The sequence below is a fragment of the Kitasatospora sp. NPDC093550 genome (genome assembly GCF_044764985.1).
Lineage (GTDB): Bacteria > Actinomycetota > Actinomycetes > Streptomycetales > Streptomycetaceae > Kitasatospora.
In genome coordinates this window covers 140,388-162,121 of sequence record NZ_JBIWJF010000014.1, presented here as the reverse complement: position 1 = coordinate 162,121, position 21,734 = coordinate 140,388, and the positions used below count along the sequence as shown (strand labels likewise).

At 74.5% G+C, this 21,734-nt stretch carries 22 protein-coding genes; 10 read left to right on the top strand and 12 right to left on the bottom strand.

Going from position 1 to position 21,734, the window contains the following annotated elements:
* The first annotated feature begins 242 nt into the window (after positions 1–242).
* Positions 243–2,483 (top strand): glycosyltransferase family 2 protein, encoded by a 2,241-nt coding sequence (locus tag ACIRD3_RS23305; RefSeq protein WP_402219786.1) that lies wholly within the window; start codon positions 243–245, stop codon positions 2,481–2,483.
* A gap of 13 nt (positions 2,484–2,496) precedes the next feature.
* The gene (locus tag ACIRD3_RS23300; RefSeq protein WP_402219784.1) at positions 2,497–4,428 is read left to right on the top strand and encodes a galactose oxidase-like domain-containing protein; all 1,932 of its coding nucleotides are present in this window, start codon (positions 2,497–2,499) and stop codon (positions 4,426–4,428) included.
* 123 nt (positions 4,429–4,551) lie between these two features.
* On the opposite strand, the gene ACIRD3_RS23295 is transcribed toward ACIRD3_RS23300, so the two are convergent.
* The 4 genes from ACIRD3_RS23295 to ACIRD3_RS23280 all read right to left on the bottom strand — a co-directional run bounded on the left by ACIRD3_RS23295 (position 4,552) and on the right by ACIRD3_RS23280 (position 8,766).
* A complete protein-coding gene (locus tag ACIRD3_RS23295; RefSeq protein WP_402219782.1) occupies positions 4,552–5,592 on the bottom strand; it encodes a glycoside hydrolase family 6 protein in 1,041 nt (346 codons plus the stop codon).
* Between the two features lie 226 nt (positions 5,593–5,818).
* Positions 5,819–6,547 (bottom strand): uracil-DNA glycosylase, encoded by a 729-nt coding sequence (locus tag ACIRD3_RS23290; protein WP_402219779.1) that lies wholly within the window; start codon positions 6,545–6,547, stop codon positions 5,819–5,821.
* Positions 6,548–6,625: 78 nt separating this feature from the next.
* The gene (locus ACIRD3_RS23285; RefSeq protein ID WP_402219777.1) at positions 6,626–7,891 is read right to left on the bottom strand and encodes a low temperature requirement protein A; all 1,266 of its coding nucleotides are present in this window, start codon (positions 7,889–7,891) and stop codon (positions 6,626–6,628) included.
* Positions 7,892–7,986: 95 nt separating this feature from the next.
* Positions 7,987–8,766, bottom strand: a complete 780-nt coding sequence (locus tag ACIRD3_RS23280; RefSeq protein ID WP_402219775.1) for an HAD-IIA family hydrolase — start codon at positions 8,764–8,766, stop codon at positions 7,987–7,989.
* Positions 8,767–9,009: 243 nt separating this feature from the next.
* On the opposite strand from ACIRD3_RS23280, the gene ACIRD3_RS23275 reads away from it, so the two are divergent.
* Both ACIRD3_RS23275 and ACIRD3_RS23270 read left to right on the top strand, forming a co-directional pair.
* On the top strand, positions 9,010–10,113 hold the full coding sequence (locus ACIRD3_RS23275; protein ID WP_402219772.1) for a Gfo/Idh/MocA family oxidoreductase: 1,104 nt from the start codon (positions 9,010–9,012) through the stop codon (positions 10,111–10,113).
* Between the two features lie 85 nt (positions 10,114–10,198).
* Positions 10,199–10,804: a hypothetical protein gene (locus ACIRD3_RS23270; RefSeq protein ID WP_402219771.1), complete on the top strand. Its 606-nt coding sequence runs from the start codon at positions 10,199–10,201 to the stop codon at positions 10,802–10,804.
* Here the strand turns inward: ACIRD3_RS23270 and ACIRD3_RS23265 are convergent.
* Together ACIRD3_RS23265 and ACIRD3_RS23260 are read right to left on the bottom strand one after the other, a co-directional pair.
* Entirely contained in the window at positions 10,791–11,213 is a 423-nt protein-coding gene (locus ACIRD3_RS23265) for a type II toxin-antitoxin system VapC family toxin (protein WP_402219768.1), read from the bottom strand. The genes ACIRD3_RS23270 and ACIRD3_RS23265 overlap by 14 nt on opposite strands.
* Positions 11,206–11,490 carry a type II toxin-antitoxin system Phd/YefM family antitoxin gene (locus tag ACIRD3_RS23260; RefSeq protein WP_402219765.1) on the bottom strand — a complete coding sequence of 95 codons (285 nt, stop codon included), beginning with the start codon at positions 11,488–11,490 and terminating at the stop codon, positions 11,206–11,208. The genes ACIRD3_RS23265 and ACIRD3_RS23260 overlap by 8 nt, the downstream gene beginning before the upstream one ends.
* Positions 11,491–11,900: 410 nt before the next feature.
* On the opposite strand from ACIRD3_RS23260, the gene ACIRD3_RS23255 reads away from it, so the two are divergent.
* Both ACIRD3_RS23255 and ACIRD3_RS23250 read left to right on the top strand, forming a co-directional pair.
* Positions 11,901–12,194, top strand: a complete 294-nt coding sequence (locus ACIRD3_RS23255; RefSeq protein WP_402219762.1) for a DUF6412 domain-containing protein — start codon at positions 11,901–11,903, stop codon at positions 12,192–12,194.
* Between the two features lie 81 nt (positions 12,195–12,275).
* Complete coding sequence (locus tag ACIRD3_RS23250) at positions 12,276–12,971, top strand: YidC/Oxa1 family membrane protein insertase (RefSeq protein WP_402219761.1); 696 nt, start codon at positions 12,276–12,278, stop codon at positions 12,969–12,971.
* Between the two features lie 97 nt (positions 12,972–13,068).
* On the opposite strand, the gene ACIRD3_RS23245 is transcribed toward ACIRD3_RS23250, so the two are convergent.
* Together ACIRD3_RS23245 and ACIRD3_RS23240 are read right to left on the bottom strand one after the other, a co-directional pair.
* Entirely contained in the window at positions 13,069–13,752 is a 684-nt protein-coding gene (locus ACIRD3_RS23245) for an HAD family hydrolase (protein ID WP_402219758.1), read from the bottom strand.
* 71 nt (positions 13,753–13,823) lie between these two features.
* A complete protein-coding gene (locus tag ACIRD3_RS23240) occupies positions 13,824–14,435 on the bottom strand; it encodes an NUDIX hydrolase (protein WP_402219755.1) in 612 nt (203 codons plus the stop codon).
* 377 nt (positions 14,436–14,812) lie between these two features.
* Here ACIRD3_RS23240 and ACIRD3_RS23235 point away from each other — a divergent pair, with 377 nt between their 5' ends.
* Both ACIRD3_RS23235 and ACIRD3_RS23230 read left to right on the top strand, forming a co-directional pair.
* Positions 14,813–15,580: a CDP-alcohol phosphatidyltransferase family protein gene (locus tag ACIRD3_RS23235; protein WP_402219752.1), complete on the top strand. Its 768-nt coding sequence runs from the start codon at positions 14,813–14,815 to the stop codon at positions 15,578–15,580.
* 151 nt (positions 15,581–15,731) lie between these two features.
* Positions 15,732–16,382 carry a hypothetical protein gene (locus ACIRD3_RS23230; RefSeq protein WP_402219751.1) on the top strand — a complete coding sequence of 217 codons (651 nt, stop codon included), beginning with the start codon at positions 15,732–15,734 and terminating at the stop codon, positions 16,380–16,382.
* Positions 16,383–16,406: 24 nt separating this feature from the next.
* On the opposite strand, the gene ACIRD3_RS23225 is transcribed toward ACIRD3_RS23230, so the two are convergent.
* Positions 16,407–16,817 carry an ArsR/SmtB family transcription factor gene (locus ACIRD3_RS23225; protein ID WP_402219749.1) on the bottom strand — a complete coding sequence of 137 codons (411 nt, stop codon included), beginning with the start codon at positions 16,815–16,817 and terminating at the stop codon, positions 16,407–16,409.
* 109 nt (positions 16,818–16,926) lie between these two features.
* On the opposite strand from ACIRD3_RS23225, the gene ACIRD3_RS23220 reads away from it, so the two are divergent.
* Positions 16,927–17,937: a zinc-binding alcohol dehydrogenase family protein gene (locus tag ACIRD3_RS23220; RefSeq protein ID WP_402219747.1), complete on the top strand. Its 1,011-nt coding sequence runs from the start codon at positions 16,927–16,929 to the stop codon at positions 17,935–17,937.
* A gap of 115 nt (positions 17,938–18,052) precedes the next feature.
* On the opposite strand, the gene ACIRD3_RS23215 is transcribed toward ACIRD3_RS23220, so the two are convergent.
* Complete coding sequence (locus tag ACIRD3_RS23215) at positions 18,053–18,823, bottom strand: MBL fold metallo-hydrolase (RefSeq protein WP_402219744.1); 771 nt, start codon at positions 18,821–18,823, stop codon at positions 18,053–18,055.
* A gap of 125 nt (positions 18,824–18,948) precedes the next feature.
* On the opposite strand from ACIRD3_RS23215, the gene ACIRD3_RS23210 reads away from it, so the two are divergent.
* Entirely contained in the window at positions 18,949–19,785 is an 837-nt protein-coding gene (locus tag ACIRD3_RS23210) for an NmrA family NAD(P)-binding protein (protein ID WP_402219741.1), read from the top strand.
* 57 nt (positions 19,786–19,842) lie between these two features.
* Here ACIRD3_RS23210 and ACIRD3_RS23205 read toward each other — a convergent pair whose 3' ends face one another.
* Both ACIRD3_RS23205 and ACIRD3_RS23200 read right to left on the bottom strand, forming a co-directional pair.
* Positions 19,843–20,598 carry a hypothetical protein gene (locus ACIRD3_RS23205; protein WP_402219738.1) on the bottom strand — a complete coding sequence of 252 codons (756 nt, stop codon included), beginning with the start codon at positions 20,596–20,598 and terminating at the stop codon, positions 19,843–19,845.
* Positions 20,599–20,737: 139 nt separating this feature from the next.
* On the bottom strand, positions 20,738–21,667 hold the full coding sequence (locus ACIRD3_RS23200) for a zinc-binding dehydrogenase (protein ID WP_402219736.1): 930 nt from the start codon (positions 21,665–21,667) through the stop codon (positions 20,738–20,740).
* Between the last annotated feature and the right edge of the window lie 67 nt (positions 21,668–21,734).

The window sequence follows — 21,734 nt, the reverse complement described above, 5'->3', positions numbered from 1 at the left end:
CATCTTCATGCTCGCGCGGTGATCATCGCCCCGATTGGTTGCGATCACCGGTGCGCTCAGGGAGAGTTGAGCGATCCCAGGGATCCCGCGCGACCGGAGGGGAAGCCGGAAAGTGCACGACGGGTCCCGTATTCGAGGCCGCCGTACGGGCGCACAACTGAACCGGTCGCACACGCTGGAGGTGCCGGACACCGGATCTGCCGTACAGCCCGGAAAGGCGCGAAACTCCGGGGGGAGCAGCTATGACCACGCCGTTCTCACGCCTCTCTCGACGAAAGGGAGTCGGAACGGCCCGCGGGCGAGGTGCCGGGCGGCTCGACGAGACCGCCCTGAGCGAGTTACCCGTACCCGAAGCGCCTTACGATTACGGCCATTTCAGCCGTCTGGCCGGTCCGGCGCACGAGCCGGACGAGGACGACGACCTCGGCGGCGGGGTCTACCGCCCCGAGCCGACCGTCCACCACGGCGGCTCCGCGGCCCACCGGACGGGCCCACCCCCACCCGCGCCCCACCCCTCAGCGCACGACGGCGGCGCCCCCGCGGCCCCGCCCGGACCGCCGGCCGCCCCCTACCGGGTCCGCTACCGCAGCCTGCTGCGCCGCGAGCCGCACCGGATCCGCGCCGCCCTGCTGCTGTCGGCCGCCCCCGTGGTGGAGGTGGTGCTGCTGGTCTGGCTGCTGTTACCGGAGCACTGGCCGGAGCGGCTGGACGAGACCAACCCCCTGGTGCTGGTCGGCGACAAGGTGATGATCGGGATCATCGCCGTGGTCGAACTGTTCCGGCTGGTCAACGTGGTCTCCAACACCCACGCCACCCTGGTCGCCCGCGATCCGATCCCCGTGACGCCGGAGCCGGGCACCCGGGTCGCCTTCCTCACCACCTGCGTGCCGGGCAAGGAACCGCCGGAGATGGTCCGGGCCACGCTGGTGGCGGCCCGCTCGGTGCGGCACGAAGGACCGTACGACGTCTGGCTGTTGGACGAGGGAAACGATCCTGCAATGCGGGCGCTCTGCGCCGAGCTGGGCGTCCGCCACTTCACCCGCGCCGGCCGGCCGCACTGGAACCGCCCCGAGGGCCGCTTCCGCGCCAGGAGCAAGCACGGCAACTACAACGCCTGGCTCCAGGCCCACGGCGACGACTACGACTTCTGGGTGTCCGTCGACACCGACCACGCGCCGCTGCCCGACTTCTGCGAGCGGATGCTCGGCTACTTCCGCGACCCCGACGTGGCATTCGTGGTCGGGCCCCAGGTGTACGGGAACTACCGCAGCTCGGGCTCGGCCGTCACCAAATTCTCCGAGAGCCAGCAGTACCTCTTCCACGCCCTCATCCAGCGCGCCGGAAACCGTTACGGCGCGCCCATGTTCGTCGGCACCAACAACGCCGTCAGAATCCGCGCACTCCAGTCGATCGGCGGGTTGTACGACTCCATCACCGAGGACATGGCGACCGGGCTGGAGTTCCACCGGAGCCGAAACCCGGAGACCGGGGAACGCTGGAAGTCCGTGTACACCCCGGACGTGCTCGCGGTCGGCGAAGGCCCGTCCTCCTGGACGGACTTCTTCTCCCAGCAACTGCGCTGGAGCCGCGGCACCTACGAGACCCTGTTCACCCAGTACTGGCGGGTGTTCCGCCAGCTCTCGCCGGGCCGGCTGCTCAACTACTCGCTGATGGTGGGCTTCTACCCGATGGCCGCGCTCACCTGGCTGCTCGGCGGCGTGTCCAGCGTGCTCTACCTGGGCTTCGGCGCCTCGGGCGTCCACGTCTCCTCCGAGATCTGGATGATGCTCTACAGCGACGCCGCGGCGCTCCAACTCCTGCTCTACACCTGGAACCGCAAGCACAACGTGAGCCCGCACGAGCCGGCCGGTTCCTCCGGGGTGGCCGGGATGGTGATGTCGGCGCTCTGCGGCCCGGTCTACGCGGCCTCGCTGCTGCAGGCGCTGGTGCGGCGCCGCAGCCGCTTCGAGGTGACCCCGAAGGGCCGGTCGGCCAGCAGTGACCGCCTCGCCACCTTCCGCTTCCACCTGTTCTGGACGCTGGTCTTCGGCGGCGCCCTCGTCGCCTCCCGCTTCACCGGCTACGACCACGTCGCGATGCGCACCTGGGCCTGGATCGCCCTGGCACTGACCCTCCTGCCGCTCCTGATCACGACCGGTGACGCCGTACGCCGGCGCCGGACCCGGCCCACCGCGACGCTCACCGTGACCGGCGGCCGGGCGGCGCCCCCGAAGGTCGTCCTGGAGAAGCGCCGCCCCCGCCACGCCCGCGACCCCCGGGCGCCGCAGCCGGTACGAGCAGGACGGTCCGGCCGGGCGGCGCAGCCCACAGGAGCGGACCGACCGGAACAACCGGACCGACCGGGCCAACCCGGCCGAGACGCACAACCCGGCCGAGAAGCACAACCCGTCCGAGACGGACAACCCGTCCGAGCGGGCCGGCCCGCACCCGACCGGGCCGGAAGCGGCACCCCCATCCACTGAGGGAGCAACCACCGTGAGGATCCACAAGACCGGCCGCACCAAGCGCTTCGCCCTCGGCAGCACCGTCGCCCTGACCGTGGCCGGGATGAACGCGCCGGCCGTCCTCGGCTTCGCGACCCAGCAGTACCACGACTACGTGATCAACCGACCCGAGTACAAGGCGCAGTACGGCCACTGGCAGACCCTGACGCTGCCCGCCGAGTTCCGGGTCAACGCCGTCCACGCCACGCTGCTGCGCACCGGCAAGGTCCTGATCGTGGCCGGCTCCGGCAACGACGAGAAGCAGTTCAACGCGGGCACCTTCAAGAGCCTGCTCTGGGACCCGGCCGCCAACACGTACAAGCGGGTACCCACCCCGGCCGACATGTTCTGCGGCGGCCACGCCTCGCTGCCGGACGGCCGGGTCCTGGTGGCCGGCGGCACCCAGCGCTACGAGAAGCTGGCCGGCGCGGTGAAGAAGGCGGCCGGCGTCATGCGGGTGCGCAACGAGAGCCCGGACCGCGACCGGACCCTCCCCAAGGGCACCGTCTTCGTCTCCCCGAACGGCCACGAGTACGCCAGCACCGTCCCGGTGACCGTCCCCGCCGCGACGAAGACCGGCTCCGGTCGGCAGACCGTCGTCACGGCCGGCGAGCAGCACGTGTTCGTGGAGGCGGTCGGCACCGGTCCCGACTACGTCGTCGGCTCCCCCGCCCAGTACCGGATCAAGGGCCTGAGCGGCGCCGACGCCCACAACGTGTACGGGCAGAGCGACAGGCTGACCCTGGACAAGCAGGAGTACCAGGGCATCCGCTCCGCCTTCGAGTTCAACCCGGACACGGAGCTCTACGAGCCGGTCACCGACATGGCGCACGCCCGCTGGTACCCGACGCTGACCGGGCTCGGCGACGGCCGGGTGGTCACCGTCTCCGGGCTGGACGACACCGGGGAGATCCTCAACGGCAACGACAACGAGATCTACGACCCCAGGACCAAGACCTGGGCCAAGGCGCCCGCGCGCTACTTCCCGACCTATCCGTCGATCTTCCTGACGGCGTCCGGGAAGCTCTTCTACTCCGGCTCCAACGCCGGCTACGGCCCCGCCGACAAGGGCCGCGAGCCCGGGGTGTGGGACCTGTCGGACAACGGCTTCCAGCCCGTCCCGGGCCTGCGCGACCCCGGCCTGACCGAGACCTCCTCCTCGGTGCTGCTGCCGCCCGCGCAGGCCCAGAAGGTGATGGTGCTCGGGGGCGGTGGCGTCGGCGAGTCCCCGCTGTCCACGGCGCGCACCGACATCGCCGACCTGACCGCGGCCAAGCCCTCCTTCACCCCCGGCCCGGACCTGCCGGCCGGCGGCACCCGCTACCTCAACAGCGTGATCCTCCCGGACGACACCGTCCTCACCACCGGAGGCTCCAGCGGCTACCGCGGCCGCGGCGACAGCGACCTCCTCAAGGCGCAGGTGTACCACCCGGATTCCAACAGCTTCACCACCGCCGCCGAACCGACCGTCGGCCGCGACTACCACTCGGAGGCACTGCTGCTGCCGGACGGCCGGGTCGCCGTGCTCGGCTCCAACCCGCTCTTCGCCGACAAGGCCGAGACCCAGCCCGGCGGCTTCGAACAGCGCATCGAGATCTACACCCCGCCCTACCTGTACCGCGGCGAGCGTCCGCAGGTGAGCGACGCCCCGCCGGCCGCGAAGCTCGGCGGTACCGTCCGCGTCGGCACCTCCCGGCCGGAGGCGGTCGCCACCGCCAAGCTGATCCGACCGAGCTCGGTGACCCACGCGACGGACGTCGAACAGCGTTCGGTCGCCCTGGACATCACCGGGCGGACGGCGGACGGGGTCGCGCTCACCCTCCCCGGCAACCCGGACCTGCTGCCGCCGGGCTGGTACATGCTGTTCCTGACGGACGCCGCCGGCACCCCCTCGGTCGCCCGCTGGGTCCAGGTCACCGGGTAGGAGCCGGACGGCTCCGGCTCACCGGCCAGGAGCCGGACGGCTCCGGCTCACCTGGCAGGAGTCTGACGGCTCCGGGGCGCCTGGCAGGAGCCGGCCGGAGCAGCGGGGGCCGGTCCGGTGGCCTCAGCGCGCCGCCTGGGCCAGCCCCAGCGCGTACGGCAGCCAGAACTCGCCCGCCCGGGGCTCGCCGCGGCCGCAGTCGCCGTCCGACTCCCCCGGGTTCTTGATCCACAGGTAGGCGTCCACCCCGGGCCGGCCGGTGTCGGCGGTCGGCCGCTCGCCGAGCGCGCGCCCCGGCGGGTTGCACCAGGAGTCGCCGCCCAGTGCGCCGTTCCCGCTGCGGCTGGTGTCGATCACGAAGTGCTTCCCGCCGAGCGCGGCGGAGAGCCGGGCGCCGTACGCGGCGTTCCGGTCGGCGTCGTAGAAGTTGGCGACGTTCAGCGCGAAGCCGTCCGCGGCGGCGATGCCCGACTTGCGGAGCGCCGCGGCCAGTTCCTCCGGGTCCTGCGCCCAGCCGGGGTTGCCCGCGTCCAGGTACACCCGGACGTTCGGACGCTTCTTCAACTCCTGGACGGCGAAGGCCAGCAGACCGTACCGCTCGGCTGCCAGATCGCCCTTGATACCGCAGTTGTCCAGGGTGTGCGGGACGGCGTCCGGCTCCAGCACCACCCAGGCCTGCCGGTCGCCGAGCGCCTGCGCGACGCCCGTGATCCAGGACCGGTAGGCGGCGGCGTCGGGAGCGCCCCCGGCCGAGTACTGGCCGCAGTCACGGTGCGGGATGTCGTACGCGACGAAGACCGCCGTCCGGCCCGCCTCGGCGGCCCGGCGGCTCACCAGCTCGGCGATCTGCGTGGCGCCCTGCTCGCCGAGCCACTGCGAGGAGGGCTGGGAGGCGATCCGCAGCAGGGTGTCGGCCTCCGCCGTCCGCCCCTGGCCGCGCAGCGCGGTGACCTGCCGAGCGGCATTGGTCTGGTCGGAGACGTAGAAGGCCTGTCCGGGCAGCTGGGCGAGACCACCGGGGCCGACGGCATCCGCGGCACCCCCGGTACCGGTCGCCGTGGTGGCGGCAGTCGTCGGGGAGGCGGAGCCGGTGCCCGACCCGCCACCGTCCGCGCCGCTGCAGCCGGGCACGGCCACCAGCACGCCGGTCAGCGCCGCGCCCACGGCCCAGCGCGAGCCCCTCCCCCACCGAAACGTCCTCGCCCGCCCCAGCCCGTGCACGTGCCGCCCCTCCCGGGACCGGTCCGGCGACCGGTCGCCATCAGCTAAGCACACCCGGCGACGGCCGACGGCCACCAGCGGTGAACGACGAGTGGCCGTGGGCGAACGGGAGATCGACCCCGCCCGGCCCACGGCCACCCCGAACTCACACCCCTCCCGGGGCGGCCGTTCAGTCCTGCTTCAGGTTCGGCACCTGCCAGTCGATCGGCTCACCGCCGAAGCCTTCCAGCGCGGCGTTGATCTGCGAGAACGGCCGGCTGCCGAAGAACAGCTTGGCGGACAGCGGCGACGGGTGCGCACCCTGCACCACCACGTGCTTCTCCGTGTCGATCAGCGGCAGCTTCTTCTTCGCGTAGTTGCCCCACAGCACGAAGACCACCGGCTCCTCGCGCTCGCTCACCGCCTTGATCACCGCGTCGGTGAACTTCTCCCAGCCCTTCGCCTTGTGCGAGTTGGCCTCGTGCGCGCGGACCGTGAGCACCGCGTTGAGCAGCAGCACGCCCTGCTCCGCCCAGTGCATCAGGTAGCCGTTGTCCGGGGCCGGGACGCCCAGGTCGGCGTCGAGCTCCTTGAAGATGTTGCGCAGCGACGGCGGCGTCTTGGTGCCGGGCAGCACCGAGAAGCTCATGCCGTGCGCCTGGCCGTTGTCGTGGTACGGGTCCTGGCCGAGCACGAGCACCCGGACCTTGTCGTACGGAGTGGCCTCCAGCGCGGCGAACTCCTGGCCACTCGGCGGGAACACCTCGTGCTCCGCGCGCTGGGCCGCCACGAAGGCCGCCAGCTCGGCGAAGTACGGCTTCTCCGTCTCGGCGCCCAGCACCTCGCGCCAGGACTCGGGCAGCTCCAGCCCGCCGCCCGCGCCGGCCTCGACCACGCCCGCCTCGACCGTGTCCGTCACGACATCCACCTCCCACACTGCGGCTGCTGCGCCGCACGCCCTCTTTCACCCCGAACGCTACACAGCCCCACCGACAACTCACTCCACAGGAGCGGAGGCAGGCGGGGAAGCGGGAGCGGAGGCCCCGGCGGAGCGCGCGGCGCGGGCGGACCGGGCGGCGCGTTCGACCCGGAGGTGTTCCAGCCCGTTGAGCGCCACCAGCAGCACCGCCAGCGTGACCAGCACCACCAGCGCCGGGAGGCGCACCATCGCGGGCAGCAGCGCCAGCACCACCACCGCCGCGGCGATCCGGGTCGTCGCGACCTGGCGGAACATCATCCAGCGCGTGTACCCGAAGGTCAGCAGGTACAGCCCGCACCCGCCGTAGAGCAGCGTCACCGATCCCGGGCCGAGTGCCCGCCACGGGTCCGCGACCGTCTCCCCGAAGCCGACCGCCACCCCGATCACCCCGGCGACCAGCGCCAGGTGCCCGTACTGGAAGATCCGCCGGACCATGTCCCGGCGCGAGCCGGTGACCACCACCGCGTGCCGCATGGCGTCCGCCGCGTACACGAAGTACTGCCACCACAGGCCCGCCGAGATGGTGAACGCCACGGCCACGGCGGCGAGTTCGGCCGCGTCCAGGCGGGCGGAGGCCGCCGTGCCGCCGATCCCGACGATCGACTCGCCGAGCGCGACCAGCAGGAACAGCGCGAACCGCTCCGGCATGTGTGCCGGGTGGTAGGCGACCTTCGCGAGCCGCCGCCGGAACACCAGCGGCGCGGCCAGGTCGCAGAGCGCGGCCGTCGCCCACAGCGCGAGGCGCGGCCCGTCCGGGAGCAGCCCGCCCGCCACCAGCAGCGGGCCGCTGACCAGCACGCCCACCCCGTACGGTCCGCGCCAGACGCCCGGGACGCGGGCCAGCAGGAGCAGCAGCACCACCCGGGCCAGCCAGTACGCTCCGCCGAGCAGCACGCCCCGCCGGCCGTACGCCCCGGGGATCGCGAGCGCCATGAACAGGCCGGTCAGGCCGACCAGCAGGATGCCCAGGCGGTCCCGTACGTTGTCCACGTCCCGGATGTTGGCCTGCACGGTGGTGCCGACCCAGCACCAGTACACCGGCACGAACACCACCAGCGCCCGGACCAGCCCGATCGCGTCGTGGTGGTGGTGCAGCAGGCCGGAGACCTGGGTGATCGCGAAGACGAAGACCAGGTCGAAGTAGAGCTCCGCCCAGGTGACCCGCTTCTCCTCCGTCCCTCCCGGCTCCGCCCCTCTCGACTCCGCCCCCGGATCCGGCCCTCCCGACTCCGCCCTTCCCGACTCCGCCCCGCCCGGCTCCGCCGGTTCCCCCGCCGTACCCATCCGCGCCCGCCTCCCCGCCCACCGCACCGAAACGTACGAAGCGGGCCCCGCCCCGGCGACCGGCCGGAACGGGGCCCACGACAGCACCGCCGAGGCTAGACCAGCTCGACCAGGTCCGCGATCGACTTGACCACGCGGGTCGGCCGGTACGGGAAGCGCTCCACGTCGGTGGCGGAGGTCAGGCCGGTGAGCACCAGGATGGTCTCCATGCCGGCCTCCATGCCCGCGACGATGTCGGTGTCCATCCGGTCGCCGATCATCACGGCGGTCTCGGAGTGGGCGCCGGCGGTGTTCAGCGCCTCGCGCATCATCAGCGGGTTGGGCTTGCCGACGAAGTACGGTTCGACGCCGGTCGCCTTGGTGATCAGGGCCGCGACCGAGCCGGTGGCCGGCAGCACGCCCTCGGGGGAGGGGCCGGTCTCGTCCGGGTTGGTGCAGATGAACCGGGCGCCCTGGTTGATCAGGCGGATCGCCTTGGTGAGCGCCTCGAAGGAGTAGGTGCGGGTCTCGCCGAGGACCACGTAGTCGGGGTTGTTGTCGGTCAGGACGTAACCGGCCTGGTACAGCGCGGTGGTGAGGCCGGCCTCGCCGATCACGTAGGCGGTGCCGTTGGGGCGCTGGCTCTTGAGGAACTTCGCGGTGGCCAGGGCGGAGGTCCAGATGCACTCCTCCGGCACCTCCAGGCCCATCCCGGCCAGGCGCGCGCTGAGGTCGCGCGGGGTGTAGATCGAGTTGTTGGTGAGGACCAGGAAGGGCTTGCCGGACTCCCGCAGCCGGCGCAGGAACTCCTCCGCGCCGGGGATAGGCGTGCCCTCGTGGATGAGGACCCCGTCCATGTCGGTCAGCCAGGACTCAATGGGCTTGCGGTCTGCCACGTGCGTGTCTCCCGGAGTGTTGCAACGTCTTGGGTCATGCGAGGGCCCTGACGCGGCACAGCCTAATCCGCACACCTGGCCGACGGCAGCACGTCCCGCCCACCGGAACGGTCCCGCACCGGACCGACCCGCCACCGCACCCGACCGACCCGCCACGGCACCGGACCGGCCCGCCACCGCCCCGGCCGACCGCCCACCCTGCAAACCGGGAGCAACCGGGCGCCTCGTGATTGAGTAGGCCGCATGAACCCGCAGACCTCCCGCTCCCTCCCCGACCGGCCGCTCCCCGACCGGGCGCTGCGCGTCGGCCTGATCGGCTACGGCCTGGCCGGCTCCGCCTTCCACGCGCCGCTGATCGCCACCACGCCGGGGCTGCGGCTGGACGCCGTGGTCACCGCCAACCCCGAGCGCCGCGAGCAGCTGGCCCGCGAACACCCCGACGCCCGCGCCGTCGACACCCCCGAACAGCTGCTCGCCGACCCGGACGCGCTCGACCTGGTCGTCATCGCCTCGCCCAACCGCACCCACGCCCCGCTCGCCCGCGCCGCCCTGCGGGCCGGGCTGGCCACCGTGGTCGACAAGCCGCTGGCCGGCACCGCCGCCGAGGCGCAGGAGCTGTGCGCGCTCGCCGAGGAGCGGGGCGTCCTGCTCTCCGTCTTCCAGAACCGGCGCTGGGACGGCGACTTCCTCACCGCCTCCCGCCTGGTGCGCGGCGGCGCCCTCGGCCGGGTGCACCGCTTCGAGTCCCGCTTCGAGCGCTTCCGGCCCAAGCCGAAGGCCGGCTGGCGCGAGCTGGCCGACCCGGCGGAGGTCGGCGGCACGCTGTACGACCTGGGCAGCCACCTGGTCGACCAGGCGCTCACCCTGTTCGGGCCGGTCGAGACGGTGTACGCGGAGATCGACGTGCGGCGTGACGGCGCGGTCGTGGACGACGACGCCTTCCTCGCCCTCACCCACGCCTCCGGCACCCGCTCGCACCTGTGGACCAGCGCCATCACCCCGCTGATCGGGCCCCGGCTGCGGGTCCTCGGCGACGCCGCCGGTTACGTGAAGCCCGGCATGGACCCGCAGGAGGCCGACCTCCGGGCGGGTCTGCGCCCCGACGGCACCCGCCCGTGGGGCGCCGACGAGCCCTCGTCCTACGGCACCGTCGGCAGCGACGAGTCCGCGATCTCCCTGCCGACCGACCCGGGCGACTACCCGGCCTACTACGCGGGCATCGTCGCCGCCCTGACCGTCCCGGGCACCCCGCCCCCGGTCGACCCGCGCGACGCGGTGGCCACCCTCACCGTCCTGGAGGCCGCCCGCGCCTCGGCCGCCACCGGAACGACGGTCCGCCTGGCCTGACGGAGGCTCAGCCGACCGGAACGCCGTCCGACGGGACCCGTCCCACCCCTGCCGCCACCGCCGACTCGACTCCTACGATGACCGGATGAACAGTCAGCGGGGGCGGCAGATCAGCGCGGACGAGCGCCGTGAGCGCGAACGGGCGTGGTCCGCCGAGCAGAAGAAGCGCGAACGGGCCTGGACCGAGCAGTTCGAGAAGCGCCAGAAGGTCCGGGAGACCGAGGACCGGGAGCGCGCGCACCTCGCCGCCATCGCCGGCGAACGGCAGGCCTGGGCCGAGGGCCGGCGGACCGGGTCGATCGGCTACCTCGACGTCACCGGGCCGGACGGGGTGCCCGTACGGATCGCCGTGGTGTGGCTCGGACGCTTCCGGGCCACCCGCAAGCCGCTGAACGGCTACGACCCCCTCCCCGCCCCCGAGCTGAACGGCTCCGGTGTCGAGGGGATCCTCCTCTTCGCCCTCTACGCCGTCCTCGTCGGCCTGAACTCCGGCCTGCGCTGGCTGGTCCTCCGGCTCGCCGACCGCCCGCGCTGGGCCGTCGGCGCCGCCGCAGGACCGGACCGCGGCAAGGGCGGCGAGCACAACACCGTCCTGCTGCGCGGCCGGAGCCGGCGGCAGGCCCTGCGGTACGCGGCCGCCCTGGCCGACCGGGTCGAACGGGAGGGCACCGCCGCCCTCACACCCCGATGACTTCCACGGCCGAACCCAGGCCCCGGAAGTCCGCGACGTTGCGGGTGTACAGCGGCAGCCCGTGCGCGGAGGCCACGGCGGCGATCATCAGGTCGATCCGCCGCGGCCGCGGCTGCCGCCCCGCCGCGATGGTCAGCGTCACCAGCGTCCCGTAGCGGGCGGCGGCGGCCGCGTCGAACGGCAGCGGGTCGAAGTCGGCCATCGCCGCCCCCAGCACCTCCAGCCGGGCCGCCCGGCTGGCCGGGTCACGGGCCATCGACACGCCCTGCTGCAGCTCCGCGAAGGTGATCGCGGTCAGCTCCGGCACGGCCGGCAGGTCCGCCGGGTTGAGCAGCGCCAGGTCGATGTAGACACAGGTGTCCAGCACCCCGGCGGGCCGCCGCCGGGACGCCCTGCGGCGCTCAGCCACGCCGCCGCTCGAACGGGTCGTCGCCCTCGTCCCCCACCAGCTCCTCGGGCCCGAAGTCCTCCTCGGCCTCCTTGCGCATCTGCTGGTAGTCCACCCGCGGCAGCTTCACGTGCCGCGCCACCAGCTCCTCCGCCGTGAGCCGCCGCCGCCCGGACACCGGCCGCAGCTCCGCGACCTCGACCCCGTTCCTGGTGATGTGGAAGGTCTCCCCCGCCTCCACCGCGTCCATCACCGCGGCGGAGTTGTTCCGGAACTCCCGCTGGGTAATCGTCTTCATGCCTCCACCGTAGCCCCGCGTAGCACCGATGGCTACACCCCCGCCCACGCCCGCGAAACCCCCCTCCCCGCCGCCTCCCGTCCGCTACGTTCGAACACCGACTGTTCGCGCCCCGGGGAGGCAGGCGCAATGACGGGGAAGCGGCGGTGGGTGCTGCTGGTGGTGCTGGTGGGGGCCGGCGTGGGCGGACTGTACTGGCTGCGGGATCGGGTGGAGCATCCGGCGGAGGGGAGTGGGGGCCCGGGTCGTGGATGACGGTGGATTTCGGAGGCGGGCGGCGGCACGCGGGTGTGGGTGTACGCCAGGGATGGGGTGTGACGGGGATCTCCGGGGTGGGGGAACCCGGTGGGTCGTAGGATCGTCCTGCTGTACGTCCGGGAGCCGGTGGGACACCGAGGAGGGAGTGGGCCGTGGCCGTTGTGTCGATGTTGCTGGGGCTGCTCCGGGTGTTGACCGGGGACCTGGTGGGCGAGAGCGGGACGTTGGCGTCCGTCGCGGCCGTGGCGGCCGTGGCGCTGGTGGCCGGGGCGGTCGCCGGGGCGCTGGCGGGGGCTCGGCTCCTGGGGGCGCGGGCGCCGGCGGCGGTGCGCAGCGGGGTGCTGCGGCGTCGGGCGTTCCGTACGGCGTTCCTTCCGCAGCGTGATCCGGATGCCCGGGGCAGGCGACGCCCCAGGGCGCCCGGGGCGGCCCCGGCGGCCGCGTAAGCCCTTCGTCGTTCCGTTCGCCTTCGCGGCCGTCCTCCGCCGACCACTCATGCCTTGAGACCCCGGAGGGCTCGCTCCACCATGTCCGTTCTCGCCGTTCTCGACCCGGCCGTCGCCGTCGCGCACGCCGTCGTCGCCACCATCGCCCACGTCCTGCCGACCGCGCTGGCGATCGTCCTGTTCACCGTCGCCGTCCGGCTCGCGCTGCACCCGCTGGCGCGGGCGGCGGCGCGCGGGGAGAAGGCGCGGGCCGTGCTCGCGCCGAAGGTCGCCGCGCTGAGGAAGAAGCACGAGAAGCGCCCGGAGAAGTTGCAGGAGGCGCTGGCCGAGATGTACCGCGAGGAGCAGGTGTCGCCGTTCGCGGGGTGTCTGCCGCTGCTGGTGCAGATCCCGTTCTTCTCGGTGATGTACCGGCTGTTCACCACCCCGAACGACCTGCTCGACCACACCCTGTTCGGCGTGCCGCTGGGCTTGCACGTCGGCGGTGCGCACGGCGCCGGGCAGCTGGCGGTGTTCGGGCTGCTGTACGCGGGGCTGGCGGCGGTCGGGTACGTCAACTACCGCCGGGCCCGGCGTGCGGCGGCGGCGCAGCCCACCCCGCAGCCGGGGGCGGGAGTGCTGCCGTACCTGTCGTTCGGGTCGGTGCTGTTCGCCCTGCTGGTGCCGGTGGCCGCCGCGCTCTACCTGCTGACGACGAGCGCGTGGTCGGCCGCCGAGCGGGCCTGGCTGTACCGGGACGGGGCGCCGCAGACTCCGGCGGCCGTCCTCTCCGTGTAGTCCGGGAGTCGGGTTGCCCGGGCAGCGGGTTGTCCGGGAGCCGGGTTGCCCGGGCACCGGGTGGTCCGGACGCCAGGTGGTCCGGGAGTCGGCCGGCTCAGAAGTGGCGCAGCAGTTCGGGGAAGGCCCCGAGCTGCAGCGTCGCCGCGTCCGGACCGAGTTCCTCGTGCTCCAGCACCCAGGTGTGCTCGTGCGGGATGTAGACGGTGCGCAGGCCGGCCCGGCGGGCGGGGGCGACGTCGGACTTGGGCGAGTTGCCGATCATCCAGGTCCGGCCGGGGTCGAGGCCGAGGTCGGCGGTCAGCTTCCGGTAGGTGTCGGCGGACTTCTCGGCCACGATGTGGACGCCCCGGAAGTGGTGGTCGATGGTGGACGCCGTCACCTTGCCCTGCTGCTCGTCACGGTCGCCCTTGGTGAGCAGCAGCAGGTGGTGGCGGTCGGCGAGGGCGGTGAGGGTGTCGGCGACGCCGGGGATCAGCTCGACCTGCCGGGTGGTCAGCGGGGTGAGGAGCTCGTCGATCCGGGCGAGCTCCGCCGCGGCGGGGGTGCGGCCGCTCACCTGCCGCAGGCAGTCGGCGAGGCTCTGCCGGAAGACGGCGGCACCGTAGCCGAGGGTGGCGGAGTTGGCGGCTTCGATGCCGTCCAGGACGGAGCGGGTGCGGTCCCGCTCGGCCGGGGTGGCGACCCAGTCCAGGAAGCCGTCGATGACCCGCTCGAAGAGGACGTTGTTCTCCCAGAGGGTGTCGTCGGCGTCGAAGATGAGGATCTGGTCGGTGTGCATCCGGTGGTCTCCAGGGCGAAGGGCGTCGGGCAGGCGGGCGGGAGCGGACGGCGGCCGGGCGATCGGCCGCCTCAGGCGGGCGGGAGCAGGCGGGCGACGCGGGCGAGGGTCTCGCGGAGGTTGTCCTCGGTGGTCCGCTGCCCGGCCTCCTCGACGGTGAGCCACTGCAGCGGGGAGGCCGGGTTCTCGGGCCGTGCCCGGTCCGGGGTGTCGGTGGCCAGGAGGAAGCGCAGGTCGGCGTGCTCGTGGGCGGGTTCGACCGGCGAGGCCGGGACGGGGACCACCGCGACGTGGACCAGGGCGGCATCGGGCCACGGGGTGAGGTCGGTCAGGCCGGTCTCCTCCACGCCCTCGCGCAGCGCGATGCGCAGCGGCTCGGTCTCCCCCGGGTCGCCGTGGCCGCCGACCTGCAGCCAGGCCTGCTGGCGGACGTGCCAGCGCAGCAGGACGCGGCGGGTCGGCGGGTGGACGATCAGCGCGGAGGCGGTGAAGTGGAGGGGGAAGGTACCGCGGTTCCAGGGGTCGGCGGCGGCGAGGAGGCGGCGGGCGCGCTCGTGGTCGGCGGTCTCCACCGGGCCCTGCGGGCGGTGGTCGGCCAGCAGCCGGGCGAGGTCGGGGCCGGCAGCGGGGCCGGCGGCGGGGTCGGGATCGGGGCTGTGCGACGGGCCGCCCGTGGTCGCCATGGATCTGCACTCCTCGTTCTGCTGCGGGCCCGCTCCTCGCCCACGTCCGGGACGCGTCGGACCGCGTCAACCGGCTTGCGGGGAACGGGTGGTGGTCGGGCCCGGGCTTCCGGTTCCGGGCGAACCCGCGCAGCCTAGCCCGGGGCCGGCCGGGGGCCCACCGGTTTTCGCGCGTACGAACCGCGCGGCGGGCACCGGACGAGCCGGGCGGCCGACCCCGCACGAACCGCGCGGCGGGCACCGCACGGGCCCGGCGGCACAGCCGGTCCGCGGACCCCGTACGGACCGGCCCGCAGCTGCCGTCCCGGCTGGTCGGGGGGTTCCCCGGGGGCCGTAGCCTGTGCTGATCGTTACGGGACAGGTGGAGGGATGTCGTCATGGTGGCTGCTCCGGCGCTCGCCGAGCTGCGCGAGGTGTGCCAGCCGCAGGCCAAGCTGCAGAGCCGCAACGGTGAGCACTGGGCGGGCCGGCTGTACATGCGGGCGCTCTCGCTGCGCACCACCCGGCAGTTGGTGCGGACCTCGGTCTCACCGAACACCCTCACCTGGGTGATGGTGGTGTGCGGGGTCGGCGGCGGTGCGGCCCTGCTGATCCCGGGCCTGACCGGCGCGGTGCTCGCGGCGGTGCTGTTCCAGCTGTTCCTGCTGTTCGACTGCGTGGACGGCGAAGTGGCGCGCTGGAAGCGCCAGTTCAGCATGGCCGGGGTGTACGTGGACCGGCTCGGCGCCTACCTGGCGGACGCGGCGCTGATGATCGGGGCGGGCGTCCGGGCGGCGCGCGGCGGCTCGGAGCTGTGGGTGTCGGCGGGCCTGGCGGCCGCGCTGGGCGTGGTGCTGCTGAAGGCTTCGACGGACCTGGTGGACGTGGCCCGCGCGCGCAGCGGGCAGCCGCCGGCGGACGAGGAGTCGACCCAGCCGCGTTCGCAGGGCATCGCGACGGCCCGCCGGTTCGCCTCGATCTTCAAGATCCACCGGGTGACGAACGGCATCGAGGCCTCGCTGGTGCTGCTGGTGGCGGCCGCGGTGGACGCCGGGCTCGGCACCCTGGACGCGACGCGGGCGACGCTCGCGGGGATCACGGTGATCACCTGGGGCATGGTGGTCGCGCACCTGGCGTCGATCCTGTCCTCCTCGCGCCTGCGCTGAGTTCGACCGGGCCCCGTCCCTGCCGGACCGCCCCGGCGGGAAGCAGGATGCGGGAAGGTGACGCGGCGCTCCCCCGCCCGGGGGAGGCCCCCCGGTCAAGCCCCTCGCCGGGTGGACGCGGCGGACCGGGGCCGGGCGCGAGGGTGGGGGCATGACGCTGACCCAGCCCGCCGCCGAGACCGCCCCCGGCGCCACTGCCGAAACCGCCGAGACCGCCGAGACCGCTCCTGCGACGGCCGCCTCCGTCGACCCCACCGCGACCGCCGGGGCCACCCGCCTCGCCGCGACCGTGCCCGCCCCACCGCGGTGGGCGGTGCGCGCGGCCCACGTCGCGGCCGTCACCGCGCTGCCGGCCGGGCTCTGGCGGCTCGGGCTGGTGGCGGGCTGGCACGGCGGGTACACCGAGGCGGGCTACCACGCGATGGGTTTCGGCGGCTGGGGCTCGGTGTGGCCGGTCTTCCTGAGCCTGTTCACCGAGGCGCTGGCGCTCCTCACGCTCGGGCTGGTCCGGCCCTGGGGCACGGCGCCGCCGCGCTGGGTCCCGTTCGTCGGCGGGCGTCCGGTCAACCCGCGTGCCGTGGTGCTCGCGGCCTCGCTCGGCGCCGCCGGTCTGGCCGTGCTCTGGACGCCCTTCGCCGGGTGGTGGGCCCTGCCGGGGACGGACATGACCCCACTGGGCCACGTCCTGGTCGGCTTCCTCTACCTGCCCACCGTCGCCTGGGCCCCGCTGCTGGCCGCCGTCACGCTCTCGTACCACCGCCGCCACCGGGCGGCGGCGCCGACGCTCCCCCGCCCGGCCTGAGGCCCGACGCGGCGCAGACCGGGTCTAGGCGGGCTCGGCCTCAAGCGCCGGCGCCGACCCAGGAGCGGCCCCGGGCCCGGCCTCGGCCTCAAGCGCCGGTGCGGGCACCGTCCGGCCGTAGGCGGCCAGGACGGTGTCGAGGAGCCCGGGGAAGCGCCGCTCCAGGTCGACCGTGCGCAGCGCGGAGAAGCGGCGGTTGGCCTCCTCGCGCTGGCTGATCAGGCCGGATTCGCGCAGCACCTTGAAGTGGTGGCTGAGGGTGGAGGGTGCGACGTCCACCGGGAAGGTGCCGCAGGCCCGTTCGGGCTCGGCGCGCAGGACGCGGACGATGGTCATCCGGGTGGGGTCGGAGAGCGCGTGCAGGATGTCGAGGAGGTCGATCTCCTCGGTGGCGGGGTGGGTGAGCGCCGGTCGGCGGCGGGTGCTGCGGGGCACGGTCGGACCTCCCTGATCTGCGATGTTCGACATCCATGGAAACGGCGTGGTACCACTGCCTCGGATCAATTTCGCCGTTCGTCGAACATCGTAGTCGAGGGGGACCGACATGCGCGCACTGGTGATGACCGCACCCGGTGGGGCCGAGAACTCGCAGATCCGGGAGATCGAGGAGCCGCACCCCGGGGCGGGCCAGGTGACGGTCGACGTCGCCTACGCCGGACTGAACTTCGTCGACGTGATGACCCGCCGCGGCGACGCCGCGTACAGCGCCGAGTGGCCGTACCGGCCCGGCAAGGAAGTGGCGGGAACGGTCCGGGAGGTCGGCGCGGGCGTCGTCGGCCTGGCCCCGGGCGACCGGGTGGTGGGCGCACCGGTCGGCGCGGGGCTCGCGGAGGTGGCGGTCGCGGAGGCCGCGCTCACCGTGCCGCTCCCGGACGGGGTGGCGCTGCGCGAGGCCGCCGCCGTACCGCTGGGCCTGGCCACCGCGATGCTGCTGCTGACCGACGCCGGCCGCTTCACCGCCGGGGACACCGTCCTGGTGCACTCCGCGGGCGGCGGGATCGGTCACGCCGTGGCCGAGCTCGTCCCGTTGCTCGGCGGTGGCCGGCTGATCGGCACCGTCGGCCGCCCCGAGAAGGCCGCCGCCGCGATCGCCTCCGGCTACGACCACGCCTTCGCCCGCGGCGAGGCGCCGGCCGGGGCACTGGACGAGGCCCTGGCCGGGGTGATCCGGACCGCCACGGACGGCCGGGGCGTCGACCTCGTGCTCGACCCGCTGGGCACCGAGGCCCTGGAGCTCGACCTCGCCGTGGCGGCACCCGGCGCCCGGATCGTCCTGTTCGGCAACGCGGGCGGCGGCGCCGTCGCCGACCTGCCCCCACTCGGCCGCCTGATGGCCGGCAACCTGACCGTCACCGGCTTCAGCCACCGCTTCCTGGCCGCCACCGCCCCCGACCGTCTGGCCCGTGCCATCCGCAAGGTCCTCGACCTCCTCGCCGACGGCGGTCTGAAGCTCCCGGTCACCGAACTCCCCGGCCTGGAGGCCGTCCCGGCCGCCCACGACGCGATGGAGGACCGCCGCGCCACGGGCAAGTTCGTGGTGCGCGTGGGCGGTTGAGCCCCCGCGGAGGAGCACCCGGCCCGGACCGCACGCCCCGGCCCGGACCGCGCACCCGGGCCAGGCCGGGCCGCCGCGCCCAGGGCCCGGCCGGCGGCCGTCTCACCGCCGGCCCTCAGACGGTGAAGGCCGCCCCCGGCTCCGCGTGCGCGACCGGGCCCGCGAAGTGGCCCGACGCGCGGCGCACGGCGTCGGCCGGCGTCATGGCGCGGCCGACGTGGGTGACCAGCAGGCGGCCGGCGCGGGCCGCCGTGGCGGTGGCGCCGGCCTGCTCGGCGGTGTGGTGCACCCGATCGGCGGTGTCGCTCACCGGCCCGGGCTCCTCCGCCTCGCAGAGCAACAGGTCGCAGTCCGCGGCCAGTTCGACCAGGGAGTGGCACGGGGCCGTGTCGCCGGAGTAGACCAGCGACCGGCCCCCGGCCTCCACCCGGAGGGCGAACGCCGGCATCCCGTGGTCCACCGCCCGGCTGGTCAGGGTGAGCGGACCGACCCGCACCCGGTGGCCGTCGGTCAACTCGCGTACGGCGAAGGCGGATTCGATCGGGCTGCGGCGCGCCGTGTTGCTCAGGAAGCCGGCCAGCCGGTCGGCGGTCCCGGGCGGGGCGTACAGCGGGATCGGCGCGGGGAGCCGGACGTCCGCGTACAGGGCGCCGTAGTAGGCGGTCAGCAGGTCCGCGCAGTGGTCGGCGTGCAGGTGCGAGATCCAGATCGCGTCCAGCTCGTCCAGCCGCGCGTACCGCTGCAGCGGGCCCAGGGTGCCGGTGCCGGCATCCACCCACACCCGCGCGCCCCCGCCGGAGACCAGGTAGCCGGAGCAGGGGTTGTCGGCGCTCGGGTACGGCGTCGCGCTTCCCAGGACGGTGAGGCGCAGGTGTTCGTCGGGCATCCGGCGAGGGTAGCGCCCACGGGTGCACCGCGCGACGCGCCCGACGGTCCTCGGGACGCGGCCCGATCCGGTCCGCCGGACGGCCACCCGGCATAAGCCCCGCCCGCGCGGTGTTGCAGCCCGCCATGACCGAGATTCTGGTGATCGGCGCAACCGGCAGTGTGGGCAGGCACGTTGTGGCCGCACTGGCCGAAGGCGGCCACGAGGTGCGGGCGCTGGTACGGGACGCCGCAAAGGCCGTGCTGCCCGCGGGGGTTCGGGCCGTGGCCGGGGACCTGACGGCGCCGGAGAGCCTGGAGCCGGCGCTGGCCGACGGGGTGGAGGCCGTCTACCTGATGTGGCCCGGCCTGCCCGTGGAGCCCCGGGTGATCGAGCTGATCGCCCGGCACGCCGAGCGCGTCGTGTACCTCTCGGCCGATGTGGCCGACCTCGCGGACGACGAACCGGCGGTGATCTTCCACCAGGAGATCGAACGGCTGATCCGGCGCTCGGGCCTCGCCTGGACCTTCGTGCGGGCGATCGACTTCGCGGGGAACCTGCTCGCCTGGGCCGAGCAGGTGCGCGGAGGCGTGGTCCGCTGGCCGTACGGGCGGGCGCGTCGCTCGCTGGTGCACGAGCGGGACATCGCGGACGTCGCGGTGCGGGCGCTCACCGAGGAGGGGCACGACGGCGGCCGGTACGTGGTCACCGGGCCGGAGGCGCTCTCGCACGCCGAGCTGGTGGCGATCATCGGCGAGGAGCTGGGCGTCCGGGTGCGGTGGGAGGAACTGCCGCCGGAGACGGCCCGCGAACGGCTCACCGCGGCTTGGGGGAACCCGGCGTTCGTGGACTCCCGGCTGCGGGCCTGGGAGTCGTTCACGCGCGAGCCGGAGCGGGTGACCGACACCGTGCAGCGGGTGCTCGGACGGCCGCCGCGCGACGTCCGCTCCTGGGTGCGGGACCACGCGGCGGACTTCCGGTAGCCGCGGCCGGTACGGCCGGGCGGCGCGGGATGGCGCCACCGCAGGCGGGCGGCGGCGTCAGTACCGGACGGCCTTGACCACCACCGGCAGGAGGGTCAGGTCGGCCGGCTGGCGGCTGAAGGCCACTGGCTGGGCCTTGCCGTTCGCCGGGACGTTCTCGGCGCCGACGACGGAGCTGTCCACGGTCTTGCCGCTGGTGTCGGTGAAGTCGACCTGGACCGCGTAGGACGCCGGGCCGGGCCCCGGGTTCTGGATGGTGACCACCACGGCGTGCAGGCCCCCGGTGTGCTGCCGCGCGATGCCGGTGATGGTGACGTCTCCCTGCGCGTTGCCGCCGTCCTCCACCGTGCCGAGCACCGCGGCGGCCTTCTCCCGGACCATCGCCTGCTGCGCCGAGACGGACGCCTCGAAGGCGGACGCCGCCGCGGAGCCGGAGGCCTCGGCCGCCACGGAGGCCGCCGAGGACGAGGCGGCCGCGGCCGACGCCGAGGCCAGTAGCGACTCGGCGGCGGAGGCGATCGCCGAGGGCGGCTCCCCGGAGAAGTTGCCGAGGGTGGGCGCGGTGGCCGACGGCGAGCCGCCCGCCGCGCCCGAGGACCCGCTGCTGCCGCAGGCCGCGAGCACCGCGACGCCGGCGGCCGCCGCGATCAGCGCGACCGTGCGCTGCGGCGTCCAGCCACCGGCCGCCCGGTCGCCACCACCGCCCGGCGAACCGCCGGGCGGGGAACCGGGCAGCGAGCCGACCGACGCGGGCCCGCGCAGCCTGGGGTGGCCGGGGCGGCCGTGACGAGGAGGACTGTGGAGTTCGCGCACCGAGGATCCCTCTCCTGGTCGGTGGTCCGACGGCCGGGCAGCGGCGCTCGCCGGGGCCCGCACCTCCTCCATGCTTGGCAACGCCCGGCGCCACGGCGAGAGCTCCTGACCCGTCCGGGTGGACCTCGGGCGCCGACGGTCAGCCGATGGTCAGCACCGCCTTGCCGTGCAGCCGCCCGGCGCGCAGGGCCTCGACCGCCTCCGCCGCGTCGTCCCAGCCGCCGCGCCAGGTGATGCCGGGGTCCAGGTCGCCCGCGGCCACCCGGTGGGCGAGCCAGCCGAGGTCGCGGCCCAGGCCGGTGCAGGCGAGCAGGAAGAAGGTCACCACCGAGCGGTCGTGCCGGGACTGGTCGCCGAAGAGCGCGCCGAACGGGAAGTCCTCGCCCTGTCCGGCACTGTGGCCGGCGGCGACCAGGGTGCCGCCCTCTCCCAGGGCCGCGTAGGCCTCGACGAGTTGGGGCCCGCCGACGAAGTCGACCACGCCGTCCACCGGGCCGGTGACCTCCTTGGGGGTGGCGATCACCTGGTGGGCGCCGAGGCCTCGCAGCAGGTCGCCGTTCTCGGCGGGCGAGCCGGTGGACGCCACCACGTGCGCGCCGGCCGCACGGGCGAGTTGGACGGTGTAGCGGCCGACGCCTCCGGTGGCGCCGGTGACCAGGACGGTCCGGCCGAGCAGCGGCCCGAGGCGGTGCAGGGCGCGCAGGGCGCTGCTGCCCGCGACCGGGACGGTGGCGAGCGCGCCGGGGTCGGCCCCGGCGGGCGCCACGCCGATCACGTCGGTGTCCACGGCGCGGAGTTCGGCCCAGGCGCCGGCGGGCATCAGGGTGACCACGGGGGTCCCGGCGGCGGGGCCGGAGCCGTCGGCGGCGGCGCGCTCGACGATCCCGGCGGCGTCCCAGCCGAGGACGGTGCCGTCGGGCGCCGAGTCGAGGGCGAAGGCGACCTCGCCGTAGTTGAGCGAGGTCGCGGTCACCCGGACCAGCGCCTGGTGCGGCGCCGGTTCGGGATCGGGGGCCGTACCGAGGCGCAGGCCGCCGGGGGCCGAGCGGTCGACCAGGAGTGCACGCATGGAGGATCCTCCCCGAGATTCTGCCACTGAGTGGCATAAGCCTACAGATGGCACTTTCGGCCCGACT

Bases quoted from the DNA above. Each gene is read 5' to 3' on its own strand.
- ACIRD3_RS23305 (WP_402219786.1), top strand. From the start codon at position 243: ATGACCACGCCGTTCTCACGCCTCTCTCGACGAAAGGGAGTCGGAACG.
- ACIRD3_RS23285 (WP_402219777.1), bottom strand. From the start codon at position 7,891: ATGGGTACGGCGGGGGAACCGGCGGAGCCGGGCGGGGCGGAGTCGGGA.
- ACIRD3_RS23275 (WP_402219772.1), top strand. From the start codon at position 9,010: ATGAACCCGCAGACCTCCCGCTCCCTCCCCGACCGGCCGCTCCCCGAC.
- ACIRD3_RS23270 (WP_402219771.1), top strand. From the start codon at position 10,199: ATGAACAGTCAGCGGGGGCGGCAGATCAGCGCGGACGAGCGCCGTGAG.
- ACIRD3_RS23260 (WP_402219765.1), bottom strand. From the start codon at position 11,490: ATGAAGACGATTACCCAGCGGGAGTTCCGGAACAACTCCGCCGCGGTG.
- ACIRD3_RS23250 (WP_402219761.1), top strand. From the start codon at position 12,276: ATGTCCGTTCTCGCCGTTCTCGACCCGGCCGTCGCCGTCGCGCACGCC.
- ACIRD3_RS23245 (WP_402219758.1), bottom strand. From the start codon at position 13,752: ATGCACACCGACCAGATCCTCATCTTCGACGCCGACGACACCCTCTGG.
- ACIRD3_RS23240 (WP_402219755.1), bottom strand. From the start codon at position 14,435: ATGGCGACCACGGGCGGCCCGTCGCACAGCCCCGATCCCGACCCCGCC.
- ACIRD3_RS23235 (WP_402219752.1), top strand. From the start codon at position 14,813: ATGGTGGCTGCTCCGGCGCTCGCCGAGCTGCGCGAGGTGTGCCAGCCG.
- ACIRD3_RS23230 (WP_402219751.1), top strand. From the start codon at position 15,732: ATGACGCTGACCCAGCCCGCCGCCGAGACCGCCCCCGGCGCCACTGCC.
- ACIRD3_RS23220 (WP_402219747.1), top strand. From the start codon at position 16,927: ATGCGCGCACTGGTGATGACCGCACCCGGTGGGGCCGAGAACTCGCAG.
- ACIRD3_RS23215 (WP_402219744.1), bottom strand. From the start codon at position 18,823: ATGCCCGACGAACACCTGCGCCTCACCGTCCTGGGAAGCGCGACGCCG.
- ACIRD3_RS23210 (WP_402219741.1), top strand. From the start codon at position 18,949: ATGACCGAGATTCTGGTGATCGGCGCAACCGGCAGTGTGGGCAGGCAC.
- ACIRD3_RS23200 (WP_402219736.1), bottom strand. From the start codon at position 21,667: ATGCGTGCACTCCTGGTCGACCGCTCGGCCCCCGGCGGCCTGCGCCTC.